Source organism: Salmonella sp. SJTUF14076, assembly GCF_015534835.1.
Lineage (GTDB): Bacteria > Pseudomonadota > Gammaproteobacteria > Enterobacterales > Enterobacteriaceae > Salmonella > Salmonella enterica.
Genome location: NZ_CP064674.1, coordinates 1,875,709 through 1,889,501 on the forward strand (window position 1 = coordinate 1,875,709; position 13,793 = coordinate 1,889,501).

16 protein-coding genes and 1 riboswitch are annotated in these 13,793 nt (G+C 55.5%); of the genes, 2 read left to right on the top strand and 14 right to left on the bottom strand.

The features are described 5' to 3' along the window. Nucleotides 1–5: 5 nt before the first annotated feature. From pduP to pduA, 14 genes are read right to left on the bottom strand one after another with little or no spacing between them, the layout of a single operon-like run. Complete coding sequence (pduP, locus tag HU143_RS08935; protein WP_001097677.1) at nucleotides 6–1,400, bottom strand: CoA-acylating propionaldehyde dehydrogenase PduP; 1,395 nt, start codon at nucleotides 1,398–1,400, stop codon at nucleotides 6–8. After that, nucleotides 1,397–2,407, bottom strand: coding sequence for a two-domain cob(I)yrinic acid a,c-diamide adenosyltransferase PduO (pduO, locus tag HU143_RS08940; RefSeq protein WP_001029486.1), 1,011 nt, complete (start codon nucleotides 2,405–2,407; stop codon nucleotides 1,397–1,399). Before pduO ends, pduP begins: the two co-directional genes overlap by 4 nt. A gap of 9 nt (nucleotides 2,408–2,416) precedes the next feature. Beyond that, the gene (pduN, locus tag HU143_RS08945; RefSeq protein WP_000549825.1) at nucleotides 2,417–2,692 is read right to left on the bottom strand and encodes a propanediol utilization microcompartment protein PduN; all 276 of its coding nucleotides are present in this window, start codon (nucleotides 2,690–2,692) and stop codon (nucleotides 2,417–2,419) included. A 3-nt stretch (nucleotides 2,693–2,695) separates the two neighbouring features. Beyond that, a complete protein-coding gene (pduM, locus tag HU143_RS08950) occupies nucleotides 2,696–3,187 on the bottom strand; it encodes a propanediol utilization microcompartment protein PduM (protein ID WP_001012966.1) in 492 nt (163 codons plus the stop codon). Continuing rightward, on the bottom strand, nucleotides 3,184–3,816 hold the full coding sequence (locus HU143_RS08955; protein WP_001540344.1) for a phosphate propanoyltransferase: 633 nt from the start codon (nucleotides 3,814–3,816) through the stop codon (nucleotides 3,184–3,186). The genes pduM and HU143_RS08955 overlap by 4 nt, the downstream gene beginning before the upstream one ends. Continuing rightward, nucleotides 3,816–4,298 (bottom strand): propanediol utilization microcompartment protein PduK, encoded by a 483-nt coding sequence (gene pduK / locus HU143_RS08960; protein ID WP_001284393.1) that lies wholly within the window; start codon nucleotides 4,296–4,298, stop codon nucleotides 3,816–3,818. Before pduK ends, HU143_RS08955 begins: the two co-directional genes overlap by 1 nt. A 3-nt stretch (nucleotides 4,299–4,301) precedes the next feature. Further along, nucleotides 4,302–4,577 carry a propanediol utilization microcompartment protein PduJ gene (gene pduJ / locus HU143_RS08965; protein WP_023226677.1) on the bottom strand — a complete coding sequence of 92 codons (276 nt, stop codon included), beginning with the start codon at nucleotides 4,575–4,577 and terminating at the stop codon, nucleotides 4,302–4,304. Between the two features lie 18 nt (nucleotides 4,578–4,595). After that, on the bottom strand, nucleotides 4,596–4,946 hold the full coding sequence (gene pduH / locus HU143_RS08970) for a propanediol dehydratase reactivase beta subunit PduH (RefSeq protein WP_000377961.1): 351 nt from the start codon (nucleotides 4,944–4,946) through the stop codon (nucleotides 4,596–4,598). After that, nucleotides 4,936–6,768 (bottom strand): propanediol dehydratase reactivase alpha subunit PduG, encoded by a 1,833-nt coding sequence (gene pduG, locus HU143_RS08975; RefSeq protein WP_017465523.1) that lies wholly within the window; start codon nucleotides 6,766–6,768, stop codon nucleotides 4,936–4,938. The genes pduH and pduG overlap by 11 nt, the downstream gene beginning before the upstream one ends. 15 nt (nucleotides 6,769–6,783) lie before the next feature. Continuing rightward, nucleotides 6,784–7,305 carry a propanediol dehydratase small subunit PduE gene (gene pduE, locus HU143_RS08980; protein WP_001090598.1) on the bottom strand — a complete coding sequence of 174 codons (522 nt, stop codon included), beginning with the start codon at nucleotides 7,303–7,305 and terminating at the stop codon, nucleotides 6,784–6,786. Between the two features lie 14 nt (nucleotides 7,306–7,319). Beyond that, entirely contained in the window at nucleotides 7,320–7,994 is a 675-nt protein-coding gene (gene pduD, locus HU143_RS08985) for a propanediol dehydratase medium subunit PduD (protein ID WP_000405049.1), read from the bottom strand. Between the two features lie 10 nt (nucleotides 7,995–8,004). Continuing rightward, on the bottom strand, nucleotides 8,005–9,669 hold the full coding sequence (pduC, locus tag HU143_RS08990; RefSeq protein WP_001256896.1) for a propanediol dehydratase large subunit PduC: 1,665 nt from the start codon (nucleotides 9,667–9,669) through the stop codon (nucleotides 8,005–8,007). 18 nt (nucleotides 9,670–9,687) lie between these two features. Continuing rightward, entirely contained in the window at nucleotides 9,688–10,500 is an 813-nt protein-coding gene (gene pduB, locus HU143_RS08995) for a propanediol utilization microcompartment protein PduB (protein WP_000097500.1), read from the bottom strand. Next, nucleotides 10,497–10,781, bottom strand: coding sequence for a propanediol utilization microcompartment protein PduA (gene pduA / locus HU143_RS09000; protein WP_001183618.1), 285 nt, complete (start codon nucleotides 10,779–10,781; stop codon nucleotides 10,497–10,499). Before pduA ends, pduB begins: the two co-directional genes overlap by 4 nt. 524 nt (nucleotides 10,782–11,305) lie before the next feature. Between pduA and pduF the strand changes: the two genes are divergently transcribed. Together pduF and pocR are read left to right on the top strand one after the other, a co-directional pair. Beyond that, nucleotides 11,306–12,100, top strand: coding sequence for a propanediol diffusion facilitator PduF (gene pduF / locus HU143_RS09005; RefSeq protein ID WP_001000023.1), 795 nt, complete (start codon nucleotides 11,306–11,308; stop codon nucleotides 12,098–12,100). A gap of 216 nt (nucleotides 12,101–12,316) precedes the next feature. Continuing rightward, nucleotides 12,317–13,228: a transcriptional regulator PocR gene (pocR, locus tag HU143_RS09010; protein ID WP_023226676.1), complete on the top strand. Its 912-nt coding sequence runs from the start codon at nucleotides 12,317–12,319 to the stop codon at nucleotides 13,226–13,228. Nucleotides 13,229–13,553: 325 nt separating this feature from the next. Next, nucleotides 13,554–13,729, top strand: a riboswitch (cobalamin riboswitch). Nucleotides 13,730–13,793: the final 64 nt, after the last annotated feature.

Below are 13,793 nucleotides of genomic sequence, written 5' to 3' on the forward strand. Positions count from 1 at the left end.
CTCAGTTAGCGAATAGAAAAGCCGTTGGTCAGTACGCAGCGCCGGGAACGGGCAAAAGTACGCGCTGACGTGGTCCCTTCACCGGTTGGTGTGGCGATAGTGAAGGTGGTAAAGCCTTCGCCGCCGACGCCGATCCCGGCATAAGAGGGGCCGTTTTTGACGAATATCGAGGTTTGCAGCGTGCGGGCCGCGAGGTTCAGGCGTGACACGTTCTGCGAGTGCATAATGGCGGTATGATGCAGCCCCTCTTCAACCTTCAGGGCCAGCGCCAGCGCGCTATCGAAATCGCTGACTTTTACCACCGGCAGCATCGGCATCAACTGTTCGCTGGTGACCCACGGATCGTCAGCGTTAACCAGCGCAATCAGCAGACGCGGTGCTTTTGCAGGGACAGCGATCCCGGCGGCTTCCAGCATGGCCGATGGGCTCTTGCCGACCAGTTTTTTATTCGCCTGGCCTTCAGGCAGGCAGACGGCGCGGAGTTTGTCGGTATCGGCAGGGCTTAACAGCAGCGCGCCGAAGGTTTGCATTTGCTGCACCAGACGCTCGGCGACGCTTTCCACTACGATCAGGCTCTTCTCGGCAATGCAGGGCAGGTTGTAATCGAATGACGCGCCGTTAATGATATCTTCCGCCGCTTTCACCAGGTCTGCCGTTTCATCGACGATGCAGGGCGGGTTACCCGCGCCAGCGCCAATCACCTTCTTACCGCTCTTCATGCCCATTGCCACAATGCCCGGGCCGCCGGTAATGGCCAGTACTGCGATTCGCGGGTGGGCCATCATCTGCTGGGTCGCTTCGAAGGTGGGTTCAGCTACAGTCACCACCAGATTGCGGATGCCGCAGCAGCGGAAGGCAATCTCTTCAATCAGGCTAATCAGCTTCAGAGAGACCTTTTTCGCGCCCGGATGCGGGCTAAAGTAGACGCTGTTGCCCGCAGCTAACATGCTGATGCTGTTGTTGATGATGGTTTCCGTCGGGTTGGTGCTTGGGGCGACTGAACCGATGACGCCAAACGGCGAGTATTCAAAGAGTACCATGCCGCCGTCACCGGTCAGCGCGGTGGTGGTGAGGTCTTCTACGCCCGGCGTGTTGTCCAGCGCAGCCTTGTTTTTGAGGAATTTATCTTCTTTGTTGCCCATCCCCGTTTCATTGGCGCTCTCTTCCGCCAGGGTCGCCAGCAGCGGCGTCAGCTCCTGACGCATCGCGCTGATAATGGCGCTGCGGGTTTTTAGCGGGCACTGCTGATAACGTAAGAACGCCTGGTGCGCGGCGTCGATGGCCTCGCTCACGGACTGGAAAATCCCTTTGCCCTGAGGCTGGGCCGGCGTTTGCGCCGGCGTGGTTAATTGCTCGCTAAGAATGGTGCGAATCAGGGTTTCGAGTTCAGAAGTATTCATTGATGAGTTCCCACGTTAATAGCCGCGATGGCGGTCTGTGCTATGTCCATGTCCTGCTCAACGCTGCCGCCGCTGATGCCAAGACCCCCAATTAATATGCCGTCGCGCCACAGGGCGTAACCGCCGCCAAAGGTGACCACTTTTCCCTGTAAATGACTTTCCAGGCCATAAAGCGCCGCGCCTGGCTGAACGACATCGCTCAGCTCGTGGGTCGCCGTTTTCATGGCAACAGCGGTCCAGGCCTTTTTCGGCGCCAGTTCGCTGCTGACCAGCAGGGCGTCCGGCATCCGCCAGGTCACAGTTTCCGTGCCGTGCGCGTCAACGATGCTGACGACTACCGGAACCTGAAGCTGCTGCGCGCGTTCAACGGCTGCGCGGGTGAGCTGGTGTAGATCGTGAAATGAGAGGGCCACGGGCGTTGTCTCCTTGCTGCGGGTCGGCTGGCTGGCAGCCAGATAGCGCTTGCTAACTTCACGGATGATGTTGGCCTGGTGCGCATCGCTATCTTCCGCGCGGGCCAGGGCGTACAGGCAGTCTGATAAGCGGTTGATGTAGCGCATCAGCACCTGGCGTACGTTGACTTCAGTTGCCAGTTCAACCAGCCGGCGTTCGGCGCGGCGCGCCAGCGTGCGGGCAAAATGTAATCGGCTCGCGGCTTCGCAGCGTCCGGGTAAAATAAAGCTGTGCAGCGGTTCGACGCGGGCCATTGCCCGATCGATAGCGGCTTCCAGAGCCGAAATCTCTTCGCTGCTGATGTAGCGCTGTTTGGGCGACGGCTGCTCGCTGTCGCTGGCCAGCTCTGCGCTAAACCAAAAAAGTTGCTGCTGGATGGCCTCGAGTAAGGTGCGGTGATTTTCATCCGCAGCGGCGCAGGCGCACAGGCTCAGCGCGGCGTTCAGCTCATCCAGCGTGCCGTAGGCTTCAACCCGCGGGTGGGTTTTGCTCACCCGCTGGCCGGTAAACAGTGATGTGGTGCCAGCGTCACCTGTTCGGGTATAAATCGCCATAACCGCCCCTTAACGCGAAAGCGTATCTACAATGCCAACAACGGCGAGGTCGATGGCCTCATTTGGCCCGGAAAAAACGTGCCTGGCGCTGGAGCCGCCGCTGAGCAAAACCAGTTCGCCGACGCCTGCGCCGACGGAGTCCACGGCCACTTCATCGCCGGAGGTAGGCGAGGCGGGGAGTTCGCCATCGGCGCTGACCCGACGCACCAGCAGCAGCTTTTTCCCAATCAAAGAAGGTGATTTTTGCGTGGAGACAACCGCGCCCGTGACTCGTGCCAGATGCATGATTTACTCCTGCTTAATTAATTGAATATTCCGCGCATTGGCCGCGTCACGCGCCATGGCGGTCACGATGCATTTGCGGTGGACAACCACACGCCCCCGGCTTAGCAGCGCGACATCGCGATAGCTCAGCACCGAACCCGCATGCAGAACCAGCGGCAGTCCGTGCTCGTCGGTGAATACCAGCGGCAGACGAGCCAGTTTTTTTACCGGGATAACCGGCAGCAACTGGCTGTGCAGGCTGAGCTGTACGCGGATGCCAAACGCCAGCGCGTCGTGAATTTTCCGGGCGGCGGCATCGTCGGTTTCTGCATCCGCAAGCTGACCCAGCAGCGGCAGGTCGACGAGCAGGATGCGCAGCGACGCGTGCTGACAGAACAGCGCTGGACAGTCGGCATCGCGAAGTTGCGTAACGCTCAGCGTCGCCGTGCTCTGGGCACGGCGCTGCAGCCGGGAGACAATCTCCTCGACAATGCGCTGCAGAGTTTCGCCGTTCATCGCGGGCCTACCAGCCGGGCAAAGGCCTGCGGGTTATCGGCACCAGCGGCGTTGGCTTCATCGGTATCAATGTGCATTTCGAGGCGCATGTCCGGTGAAACGCGAATCGCCACGTTGTTGAAAATCAGCCCGCGATCGTCGCCTTCAATCGCCACTGAAACCCTATCGCCGTGGGAAACCCGCAGGATCAGCGCATCAAGCGGCGACATATGGATATGCCGCTGCGCGACGATAACCCCGGAAGGTAGCTCCAGTTCGGCAAAGGGGCTGACCAGGCGGATGCCCGGTGTGCCCTTCAGGTTGCCGGACATTCTCAGCGGCGCGGCAATCCCCAGCGTTCTCGCATCGGTACGCGAAATTTCCACCTGGCTTACCGAGCGCAGCGGGCCGAGCAGGCGCACATTTTTGAGCTGCCCTTTCGGTCCCACCAGGGTGACGGTTTGCTCCGCGGCGTATTGTCCCGGCTGCAGCAGCGCTTTTTTTTCGCTGATGGGATGGCCGGGAAACAGCCGCTCATAATCCTGCGCGGACAGGTGGATATGACGGTTTGAGACGCCCAGCGGAATAGGCCGCTGGCGCATCTCGTCGAGAACTTTACTGACCGTTGATTGCAGAAGCTCTTTATCCATTACGCTTCACCTCGCTTGCCAGAATGAATGCAAAGCGTACGAGGTTCGCCCTTCTGGCGCGGACATTTTGGATCCAGACACAGATTGCAGCTGACCAGTTCTGATTCCTGCGGGGCCTCTTCGGCTGGCGCTTCAGAAACGACATCAGCTATCTCTGACGCTTCAGGCTCAGGTTCAATGACGGAGGGGGAGGGTGTCTCTGCGAGCAGGATCCCTTCTCCGGGCCTGGCGATAACCTTGTGGGCCACCAGACCATTCCGCTGTTCGGCAAATTGCGCACCGGTGGTGATGGCCGCCTGCACGGAGGCCACATCACCGGTAATTTTAATCACCATCCAGCCTGAACCATTGGTCTTTTCGAGGGCGAGCAGCGTGATAGAAGCGGATTTCGCCATGATATCGGCGCAGCTGATAGCCAGTGCCAGACCACAAACTTCAAGTAATCCCAGTGATTGCTTCACGCGGTGCTCCTTATTCGCCATCGATTAGGCTGATTTCGGTAAAATGGCCTCAATATCACTGTGCGGACGCGGGATAACGTGGCAGGATTTCACTTCACCCACTACGCTTGCCGCCGCGCTGCCGGCATCTACGGCTGCTTTAACCGCGCCGACGTCGCCGCGAACCATGACGGTAACCAGGCCAGAACCAATTTTTTCGTAGCCCACCAGCTGTACGTTGGCGGATTTCACCATGGCGTCGGCAGCTTCAATGGCGCCTACTAACCCTTTTGTTTCAACCAGTCCCAGTGCGTTATTCATACTGCCGTTCTCCTGTGATTAAGCATGGAGATCCCGAAAAGGGATCCCTTTGACCAGTCGTGCCGCGTTATTACCGGTGTTGCGTTGGGCCTGACTGTCCTGATGATGCATCAGCGTAAAAAGCGGCGCCGATGCGGGTAAATTCTTGTAATGCACGACCAGCGAGTGTCGATCGCAGGCAATGCCGACCAGCAGCGGCGAGCTGCGCGCCGCCTGCCAGGCGCTGTCAACGATATCTCCAGCCGGGTGATGCTGAAGCAGGAAAGGGATGCCTTCCTCTTCGATACCCAGCAGCACTTCGTGCCAGAGGCTGGCGCAGTCGTTGATAACGGTAATGACGATGGCCGGGGCGCTGTGATTACTGTCCATGTGCAAACTCCTTGTGCCAGGAGAGAATCAGGCCGGTGGCCACCGCGTTTCTTGGGCCTTCGCTGCCGCGAATATTTCCTCGCCCGGCGACCAGGCGGTAGTGCGCCAGCGCATCGGTGACCAGCTGCGGAACTTCGAAATCCAGCGACGAGCCGCCGACCAGCACCACGAACGGAATATCGCGAATGTTGCCGGTTGGACTGACCTGGCGCAGCGCGCGCAGGGCGTTGGTGACAAAGACGCGTTCTTTAGCGCTGCGGCGAATGGCGCGCACTTTTTCCAGCGCTAAGTCGCCGGGAAGCGGCACCAGTTCGTCCGGTTTCACCACGCAGACGCGGGCGAACACCGTAGGAGGCAGCGGCGTCGGGAAGAACTGGACGCTGCCATCCTCGTGGCGTAAGTGGAACAGGCTTTCGACCTTCGCCAGCGGGTATTTTTTGATCTCTTCCGCCAGATAGCGGTCTTCCAGCCCCAGTTCGCGGGCAATAATCATCGTGACCATGTCGCCTGCCCCGGCGAGATGGGTGGCGATGATTTCGCCTTTAGGGTTGATGATGGAGGCATCGGTGGAGCCCGCGCCGAGGTCGAGGATCGCCAGCGGTCGGGTGGTACCCGGCGTGGTCAGCGCGCCCAGAATGGCGGCTTCAGCCTCAGCGCCGCCGATCTGCACGTCGATATTAAGCTTCTGCTCAATTTCACGGGCAATCATCGCCATTTGCAGACGGTCTGATTTCACCATCGAGGCGATGCCGACGGCCTGCTCCAGCGAGAACTCCCCGGCCAGACCGCCGGTGACGCTCACCGGAACCGAGGTGTCAACGGCCAGAAGATCCTGAATGAAAATCTCGCTGCTGGGCTTATTGGTTAGCTCGGCCATGGTCTGGCGTACGTGCTCCAGCATGCCGCCGATATTGGTCCCGGCCTCGCCGGTGACGTTGTCGAGCTTGCCGCAGCCGTCCACCGCTTTCATGATAGCTTCGGCACCGGCGGCAACATCCACGCGCACGGTACGACCCTGCGCCTGCAGCTCCAGGTTACCGGCGGGTATTGCGCGCGCTTTGACGTCGCCGGATGGCGTTTTAACCACCACGGCGGAACGGTTGCCAATCAGCGCGCGCGCCATCGGGACGATGTTTTTCGTCTCATCGGCGTTGAGGTTGAATACGGTGGCGATGCCGTAAGGGTTGGAGAGGGTCTCGATAACCTTCCCCGGCACGGCGACTTCAATCGCCGCCAGCATCCCCAGAGGAATGCGGTCGATGTAGAGCACTTCGTCAACGATCGGCAGCGATTTTTCCAGCCGGTTGCTGACTAGTACGCCATCGTCGCGCTGCAAAATGACGCCGGTAATCTGGTATCCGGCACGCATTGAGGCGTTGATAACATTGGCGATGTCGGCAAAATCGAATGCCGATGACACTACCAGAATATAGGACGAGTCCGCCGGGCGGGTTAACAGCTCCTCCGGCGTAATCGTGATACCCACACCAAGGCCTACTCCGCCCGGCGTTTTTGGGTTATGGCCGATCATTGTCGATTCGGTGATGATGGTTTCGGTAATGGTTTCCATCGCCACATCGCCAATCACCGGCGTGGCTTCGTTAATGCGGATGAGCGAAATATCGCTGACATTGATCCCCGCGCGCTTTGCGACGAGGGCGAGCGCTTCCTGAATGCCGAACACGTTACGCAACGTGCCTTTGATCCCGGTGGTTTCCGCCAGCGCGCTGTGCGTAATCGTCAGTGCGCCAGTCTCATCTTGCCGCGCCAGTGCGACTTCCGTTGATGAGTTACCGATGTCAATGCCAGCTATATATCGCATTGTCTACCCCTAAAGTTAATCGTCGCCTTTGAGTTTTTTACGCTCGACATACAGCGTTGCCGCTTCGCGAACGAAAGCTGCGCAAATCTTTGCCTGATAACGGTTTTCGAGATCGTCGGCGATAGCGAGCAGCTCTTCTTTCGTTGAACGATACGGACGAAGGGCGTTGTAGATTTCAAGAATGCGATCGTCCGGTACCGCGGTCAGTTCGGCGGCGCGTTCGAAGTTCATCGCCAGCCGGTCGCGGCCCGCATCTTTGGCGATAGACGCCTGTAAGCGCAGGGTTTCCGGGGTAATGCGCATATCCTGAGCGGTGACTTTATTGCTCAGCACGTTTTCCAGCGTAAAGTCGTCCAGCGTTTTATTGGTGGCGGTTTTCACCCATTCCGGGTGTTTGTTCGCCAGCGGGTAGTCGCTGACCTTTGCGCTGCGGGACGTGCCGCCTGCCGCAGGAGCCGCTGCTGGCGCATCGCCCTGCAGGCTGTTCATGCGGCTCAATACGTCCCGAACCATCGATTCAATTGCGTCGGTATTCATGGAGTTATCCTTTATCAAAGCGCCACGCGCAGTTCCTGCGGGTTTTTGCCCGTCACGACGTACTTGGTCTCTTTAATGTGCAAAATGGCCGACTTTGCCTGGTACTTCGGGCGTGCCATCTGGTCATTGAGCGTAGGGACCGGCTGTGGTGATTCGCGTTTCGCATAACGGGCGGCGTTTTTACCAATCTGACGGTAGGTTTCCAGCGTCAGCAGCGGCGCCTGTGGGAACAGCTCCAGGTTGGAGAGCGGCGGTAGCCCCTGCTGGTGGATAACCGTAGTGCCTTTCGACTGGATGCCGATGGAAATGCCGGAGCCGCTCAGGCGGTTACCTTCAACGGCGACGAACGCCACGTCGGAAGATTTAAAGCAGCGAATCACGCGCGCCCTGATACCTTCTTCTTCAATACCGGCAATGACTTCGCGCAGGATGCTCTTATGCGGTAAGCCGACGATATTAACAGTCTGTGCCAGGCCAAATGCCGGGCCGACGGCGATAATGACTTCGTCCTGCTGAGTACCCTGGCGCGCTTCGCCCACTTCGGTCAGAAAGCCGTCGCCCGCAGGCGCAGCGGTCTGTGGTGCTGTGGATGCCGCAGGCGCATTAAACGAGACGGGTTTATCGCTGCCCTTCATATCGCGGAGCACGTCTTCAATTATCTGGCGCAGTAATTTTTCATTAATTTCCATTTCTCACCCCTTAATCAATCTCGTTGGGATCAAGAGCGCCAGGGATGTTTTTAATCTCTTCCCAGCGTTCTCCCTGCAGGCGATAACCTGTTGCCGGACCGGCATAGTCATTGACGTCATTAACCGCAGAGAGCACTTGTCCGTCGCCGACGATAATGGCGGAGGTGTGCAAATAGTCGCCGGTTAGCTTGGCTTTCTGGATGTTGAGCATGTCCTGGGCCACGTCGGTAAACCCGCCCTGCGCCAGCGCTTTAACGACTTCCAGACCGTTGCGGTTTTTATTGATGATTTCCTGGGCGAACTTGATGTCTTCGACGATGTTACGCTCCGGCATATCTTTCGAACCGTGGGCATAGGTCGCGGCTTCAACTTCTTCATCGGTAATCGGCGGTAGTCCCATTCCGGCAAACACGGCCTGCAGCGCGCGGGCGGCTTTGTTACGGATGGCGATAACGTCCTCTTCGCGAACCGGGCGCAAACCGCCGTCCACTTTCAGGTCACGCTGGATAACGTTGTAGTCGTCAAAGTCTTCCGCATCTTCGTTGGAACCGGCGAACATGTTGTCGTAGTTCGGCACCGCGGAATAACCGGAGGAGATAAAGTCGGTACCCGGCAGGAACTGCATCAGCAGGCGCGCGGTACGACGCATATCGGAGTGGGTGAAGGTCTGGTCGTTACTGGAGGCGCACTCCAGATCCAGCGAAGAGCAGATCAGGTTTTCCGCCAGCACGGCACGAATGCCTGATGGCACGGCAGACGGTACGCCGATACAGCTTACGGAGCCATTTTGCAGACCCTGAACGCCAGCCGCTTTGGTGATATAGATGCAGCGCGCTTCCAGATACAGCATGGATTTGCCTTCGGCGTAGCCCATCTGCACTTCGGATCCGGAGCCGGAGGTGAAGCGCATTTTCAGGCCGCGAGAGGCGTAGGAAGAGGCTAAGAAGCCTTTCGACCATGGCGTATCGTCACCGTCGGTGAAGACCGGCTCGGTGCCGTAAACGGAAATGGTTTCGGCGTAGCAGGTGTGGCCCAGCATGCCGAGCTTCAGCTCGGTGGCTTCTTCCAGGGAGCACTGCGTCAGTACGCCCGGACGACCAACCTGAGAGCCGACCAACAGCGCGATGGCGTTGAACGGCGCGTAGCGTGCTACCGCAACCGTGGTTTCTTGTTCGTCAAACCCGCGCCATGCGCCTTCGGCGGCATCGGCGGCAATTTGCACCGGGTTATCCTTGACGTTGGTGACGTGCGCCTGCTGAGACGGCGTGCGGCGTGCGCGCATTTTCTGCATCGCCATCATCATCTCAACCACGTTCATATGCGAAACCACTTCAACAATTTTCGCCGGGGTCATGGCGGTGGTCAGCGGAACGATTTCGCTGCGCTTGACGTTAGGATCGCACAGCATATTGGCAAGCTTGACCGAGTCCATCGCCATCACTTCTTCGGCGCGGTTCAGGTTGATGCCGTAGCGGGCGATAAAGTGGTCGATCAGGTCGAATTCGCTAACCGGTTTTCCGTCCAGCTCGGTTACCGCGCCGTTAACGATTTTTATCGACGGTTTTGGGTCGTTCGGGCTTTCCATCGCGATAAAGCCTTCTTCGATCCACTCCTTAACAAAGCCGTCCTGATTCACAGGGCGTTTCGCCAGTGCTTCAAATCTTTTCGATCTCATGAATCAGCCTCGTGGGTATCAGATGTAGGACGGGCGATCGTTTTTCGGTTCAGAACCGAGGGTCGCAAGGACGGTTTTGCCGATTTCGCGGGCGGAGGTCACCGCTTGACGGACCGCGCCGGAGTCGCCGGAAATCACCAGAATGGCTTCGTTACTAAAGCTGGTGCCGTGCGCCGGAGAGCTGTACGCCACGACTTCAACGTTGGCTGACTTCAGGGCGGTATCGGCCATCAGTACGCCGACGGAAGCCGGAGCGCCGACGATGACGCCGCAGGCACGGCCAATCGGCGCGCCGAACGCTTTTTCCAGCGCGTAGCTGGCACGAGCGGTGTACTGCAGCTCGATATGTCCGGCTTCGTTGCCGTAAACATCACCGAAGGTGCGGTCCAGCTCTTTCAGCGCGACTTCGATACCGCGCTTGACGTCGGACACGTCGTTACCGCCTAAAATAATCAGCGAACCGTGGCCCGCTCCGCCTTTGGTATCGCGCGGCAGCTCAATGCTGACCACTTCGGTATTGGTGGCTTTCACCGCTTCGTCCGCCGCCATAATGTGCGGGCCTGCGCCGGTGCGGGCGCCGAGAATGCCGATGGAACGATAACGCTTCTCAAGCTTCATCGCGTCCAGCAGGGCGGTATCGACGTTGGCGATAACCAGGCCCAGGGTATCGCCAATGGCGGTCCCGACAAATTCCGTTAAACTGCAGCTTTTTTCTGCCATAGCCGTCTCTCGTATAGGTTGGGGTTGACCAGGGATGGCCTGTTGTTCCGGCGTTGCCACACGGGCAATCACCTGCGCCATGATCTGTTCCACCAGCTCATTGCTGCTCATTGGCTAATTCCCTTCGGTAAGATTTTTTCTACATCGGTGTGAGGGCGTGGGATGACGTGTACGGCTTTCACTTCACCCACGTTGCGTGCGGCTGCGGCACCTGCATCGGTGGCCGCTTTTACCGCGCCAACATCGCCGCGCACAATGACGGTTACCAGCCCGGAGCCAATCTTTTCATAGCCCACTAACATCACATTGGCTGACTTAACCATTGCATCAGCGGCCTCTATGGCTGCGGTTAAGCCTTTGGTTTCTACCATTCCTAGTGCTTCTTGTTGCATAAAGACCTCGCATGGAGTGTTCCGATAGTTGGGACTATAAGAAGATGCGAGGAAAAAGAATGGCTGACTTGCTGTTGAGCATCAGAAAATAATGGGAAAGCAATATGACTAAATTGCCTTTTGTTTTTATAACTCATTGATGGTTAACATTTAATTTATTATTGTCTATATGATTATTTTGTTTTTATTATTTCATTTTTACATTTTTGTTAGTGACGAGAGTATTTTTATTTGATATGGCGAAAGACGCAAAATGTGATGCTTATTCGAAATTGATAAGTTGGCTTGTGCAATATTTTATTATTTTCACAGGCGTATTTTGTAGCTCAAATTTCCCGTGTGATGGGCTGATAAAAATATCGGAAAAGCAAAATTTTGCTATCGCAACACGATTTTTCCGGAAGGCAGGCCCGCAGGTTGCCAACAATTTACAGGCGGCACTTTTTATAGTGAGGTTAGCTGTACTCTACCGCCAGCCGAAACTTGCGCTGGCCAGGACACGAACTTTGCTCAGAAGGTGTCACATGAATGATTCTCTAAAGGCGCAATGTGGTGCGGAATTTTTAGGCACAGGACTCTTTTTGTTTTTTGGTATCGGTTGTTTGAGCGCGCTCAAAGTCGCAGGCGCCAGCCTCGGATTATGGGAGATTTGCATTATTTGGGGGCTTGGGATTTCACTGGCCGTTTACCTTACAGCCGGGATCTCCGGCGGACATCTTAACCCTGCGGTGACGATTGCGCTGTGGCTGTTTGCCTGCTTTCCCAAACAGAAAGTATTGCCTTATATTATTGCCCAGTTTGCCGGCGCTTTTGGCGGCGCTCTGCTGGCGTATGTGCTTTATAGTAGCCTTTTTACTGAATTTGAGACTGCGCATCATATGGTGCGCGGTAGCGTCGAAAGTTTGCAATTAGCCAGCATTTTCAGTACCTATCCGGCCGCAGCGCTAAATGTATGGCAGGCTGCGTTGGTGGAAGTGGTCATTACGTCGATTCTGATGGGCATGATCATGGCATTGACGGATGATGGCAATGGCATTCCTAAAGGGCCGCTTGCGCCTTTGCTTATTGGGATACTGGTTGCCGTTATCGGCGCGTCTACTGGACCCCTTACCGGTTTCGCAATGAACCCGGCGCGTGATTTCGGTCCCAAACTGTTCACATGGTTAGCGGGGTGGGGGAACATGGCGATGAGCGGTGGGCGAGAGATCCCTTATTTTATCGTGCCGATTGTCGCGCCTGTTATCGGCGCCTGTGCCGGAGCAGCCATATATCGCTATTTTATTGGTAAGAATTTACCTTGTAACCGCTGTGAACTGTAAGAAAATGCGAACCAGATTCACAGCAATGATGTATCGTAAAAACAGGTGAGATAATTTCGTGATCTGCTTTCACGAACTGATCAAAACGTCTCCCAGCAATGGGAGACTTTTGATATTGTCATTGTACTTTTTATCAGGGCCAGGATAATGCTAATAAAAAGTGAATGTAAATAATGTGTTTTGTTTATAACAATAAATTAACTGAGGGGTTTTATCATGATTTCTGCGAGCGCTCTGAACTCAGAACTCATTAATAAAATCGCACAGGATTTTGCACAAGCCACCGGTCTGGCGGTTGTGGTTGTCAATATTCATGGTGATGAAATATCTGAGCTATTCAATTTCACGCCGTTTTGTCAGTTGATGCGGCAGCATCCCCAGCATAGTACCCGTTGTCGTATGAGCGATCGCTGCGGGGGACTGGAGGCATCGAAGTCCGATCAACCCTGTATTTATCGTTGTCATGCCGGTCTAACGGATTTTTCTATTCCGCTGGTAATCGCAGGGCATTTAGTTGGCTTTGTTTTATGCGGGCAGGTTCGTTTAAGTAATGACGTGGAGCTGGTAAACATTCTTAATGTTGACGATCGCTGGCAGGCTGACCCTGAGCTCTTGAATGAATTTCGGAATGTGCCAGAGATGGACTATTCACGCGTTATCGCTTCCGCCGATCTTCTTAAACTGATTGTTGAGAATTGCCTGAAAAAACAGCTCAATTTCGTGGTTATCAAAGACAATCCGCAGCAGTCGGAGGTAAATAAAACCGCTCGTGGTCCCACTCCGCATGACAGTAAAATGAAAAAAGCGCTTCGCTATATTGATGCGCATTTGTCCGACGATCTTCGTCTTGAGGATGTCGCCTCACATGTCTATCTCAGCCCCTATTACTTCAGTAAGCTATTCAAGAAATATCAGGGAATCGGATTTAATGCGTGGGTGAACCGCCAGAGAATGGTTAGCGCCAGAGAATTGCTTTGTCATAGTGACTGGAGTATTGCCAGTATTGCGCGTAATTTAGGCTTTTCGCAAACCAGCTATTTTTGCAAAGTCTTCCGCCAGACCTATCAGGTTACGCCGCAGGCTTATCGACAGCAGATAAATGAGAATTCTCATCCTCCATCGTTATGAATAGCAATATTTTGCTATTGCCGATTTTTGATAGTCTTTTGTATCTTAATCATTTCAGAAAGAAAATTTATCTGGTGTAACAATAAATTGTCATAGCGCAACAAAATAATAAAATTTAGGGCATAAACTGCACCAGTTTTTATTTTTGTGATGAAGTACAGTGTCAGGAAAGATAAGTTTTATTACGCTTTGTCGATACGTTTTATCGTCAATATACCGGTAAGGATGAGTAGATTAACGTCAGATGAGCAACCGCTCAGGCTATTGCTCACAGAAATGTAAAACGTAGCACATTATTAATTGCCGTTATGGGTGTGCCGTACAGCCATAACGTAAACCAACAGGTTTGCCACATTTGTGGTAGGGAAGGGGGTGAAAATCCCCCGCAGCCCCCGCTGCTGTGATGCTGACGACCCCGTAAAGACCACTGATCGCAAGATTGGGAAGGACGGGCGAGGAGGACGCTAAGCCAGAAGACCTGCCTGTCGGTGATAACCAACAACTTCGGTGGGAAGTGGGTTGCGAAGACGCGTACAGTCGAAAGACTGAACATGCGCGTACCTGT

Excerpts from the sequence above, each read along its gene's own strand:
- pduC (WP_001256896.1), bottom strand. The coding sequence starts at position 9,669 with ATGAGATCGAAAAGATTTGAAGCACTGGCGAAACGCCCTGTGAATCAG.
- pduE (WP_001090598.1), bottom strand. The coding sequence starts at position 7,305 with ATGAATACCGACGCAATTGAATCGATGGTTCGGGACGTATTGAGCCGC.
- pocR (WP_023226676.1), top strand. The coding sequence starts at position 12,317 with ATGATTTCTGCGAGCGCTCTGAACTCAGAACTCATTAATAAAATCGCA.
- pduO (WP_001029486.1), bottom strand. The coding sequence starts at position 2,407 with ATGGCGATTTATACCCGAACAGGTGACGCTGGCACCACATCACTGTTT.
- pduN (WP_000549825.1), bottom strand. The coding sequence starts at position 2,692 with ATGCATCTGGCACGAGTCACGGGCGCGGTTGTCTCCACGCAAAAATCA.
- pduG (WP_017465523.1), bottom strand. The coding sequence starts at position 6,768 with ATGCGATATATAGCTGGCATTGACATCGGTAACTCATCAACGGAAGTC.
- pduK (WP_001284393.1), bottom strand. The coding sequence starts at position 4,298 with ATGGCGAATAAGGAGCACCGCGTGAAGCAATCACTGGGATTACTTGAA.
- pduP (WP_001097677.1), bottom strand. The coding sequence starts at position 1,400 with ATGAATACTTCTGAACTCGAAACCCTGATTCGCACCATTCTTAGCGAG.
- pduF (WP_001000023.1), top strand. The coding sequence starts at position 11,306 with ATGAATGATTCTCTAAAGGCGCAATGTGGTGCGGAATTTTTAGGCACA.
- pduD (WP_000405049.1), bottom strand. The coding sequence starts at position 7,994 with ATGGAAATTAATGAAAAATTACTGCGCCAGATAATTGAAGACGTGCTC.
- HU143_RS08955 (WP_001540344.1), bottom strand. The coding sequence starts at position 3,816 with ATGGATAAAGAGCTTCTGCAATCAACGGTCAGTAAAGTTCTCGACGAG.
- pduM (WP_001012966.1), bottom strand. The coding sequence starts at position 3,187 with ATGAACGGCGAAACTCTGCAGCGCATTGTCGAGGAGATTGTCTCCCGG.
- pduJ (WP_023226677.1), bottom strand. The coding sequence starts at position 4,577 with ATGAATAACGCACTGGGACTGGTTGAAACAAAAGGGTTAGTAGGCGCC.
- pduH (WP_000377961.1), bottom strand. The coding sequence starts at position 4,946 with ATGGACAGTAATCACAGCGCCCCGGCCATCGTCATTACCGTTATCAAC.
- pduA (WP_001183618.1), bottom strand. The coding sequence starts at position 10,781 with ATGCAACAAGAAGCACTAGGAATGGTAGAAACCAAAGGCTTAACCGCA.
- pduB (WP_000097500.1), bottom strand. The coding sequence starts at position 10,500 with ATGAGCAGCAATGAGCTGGTGGAACAGATCATGGCGCAGGTGATTGCC.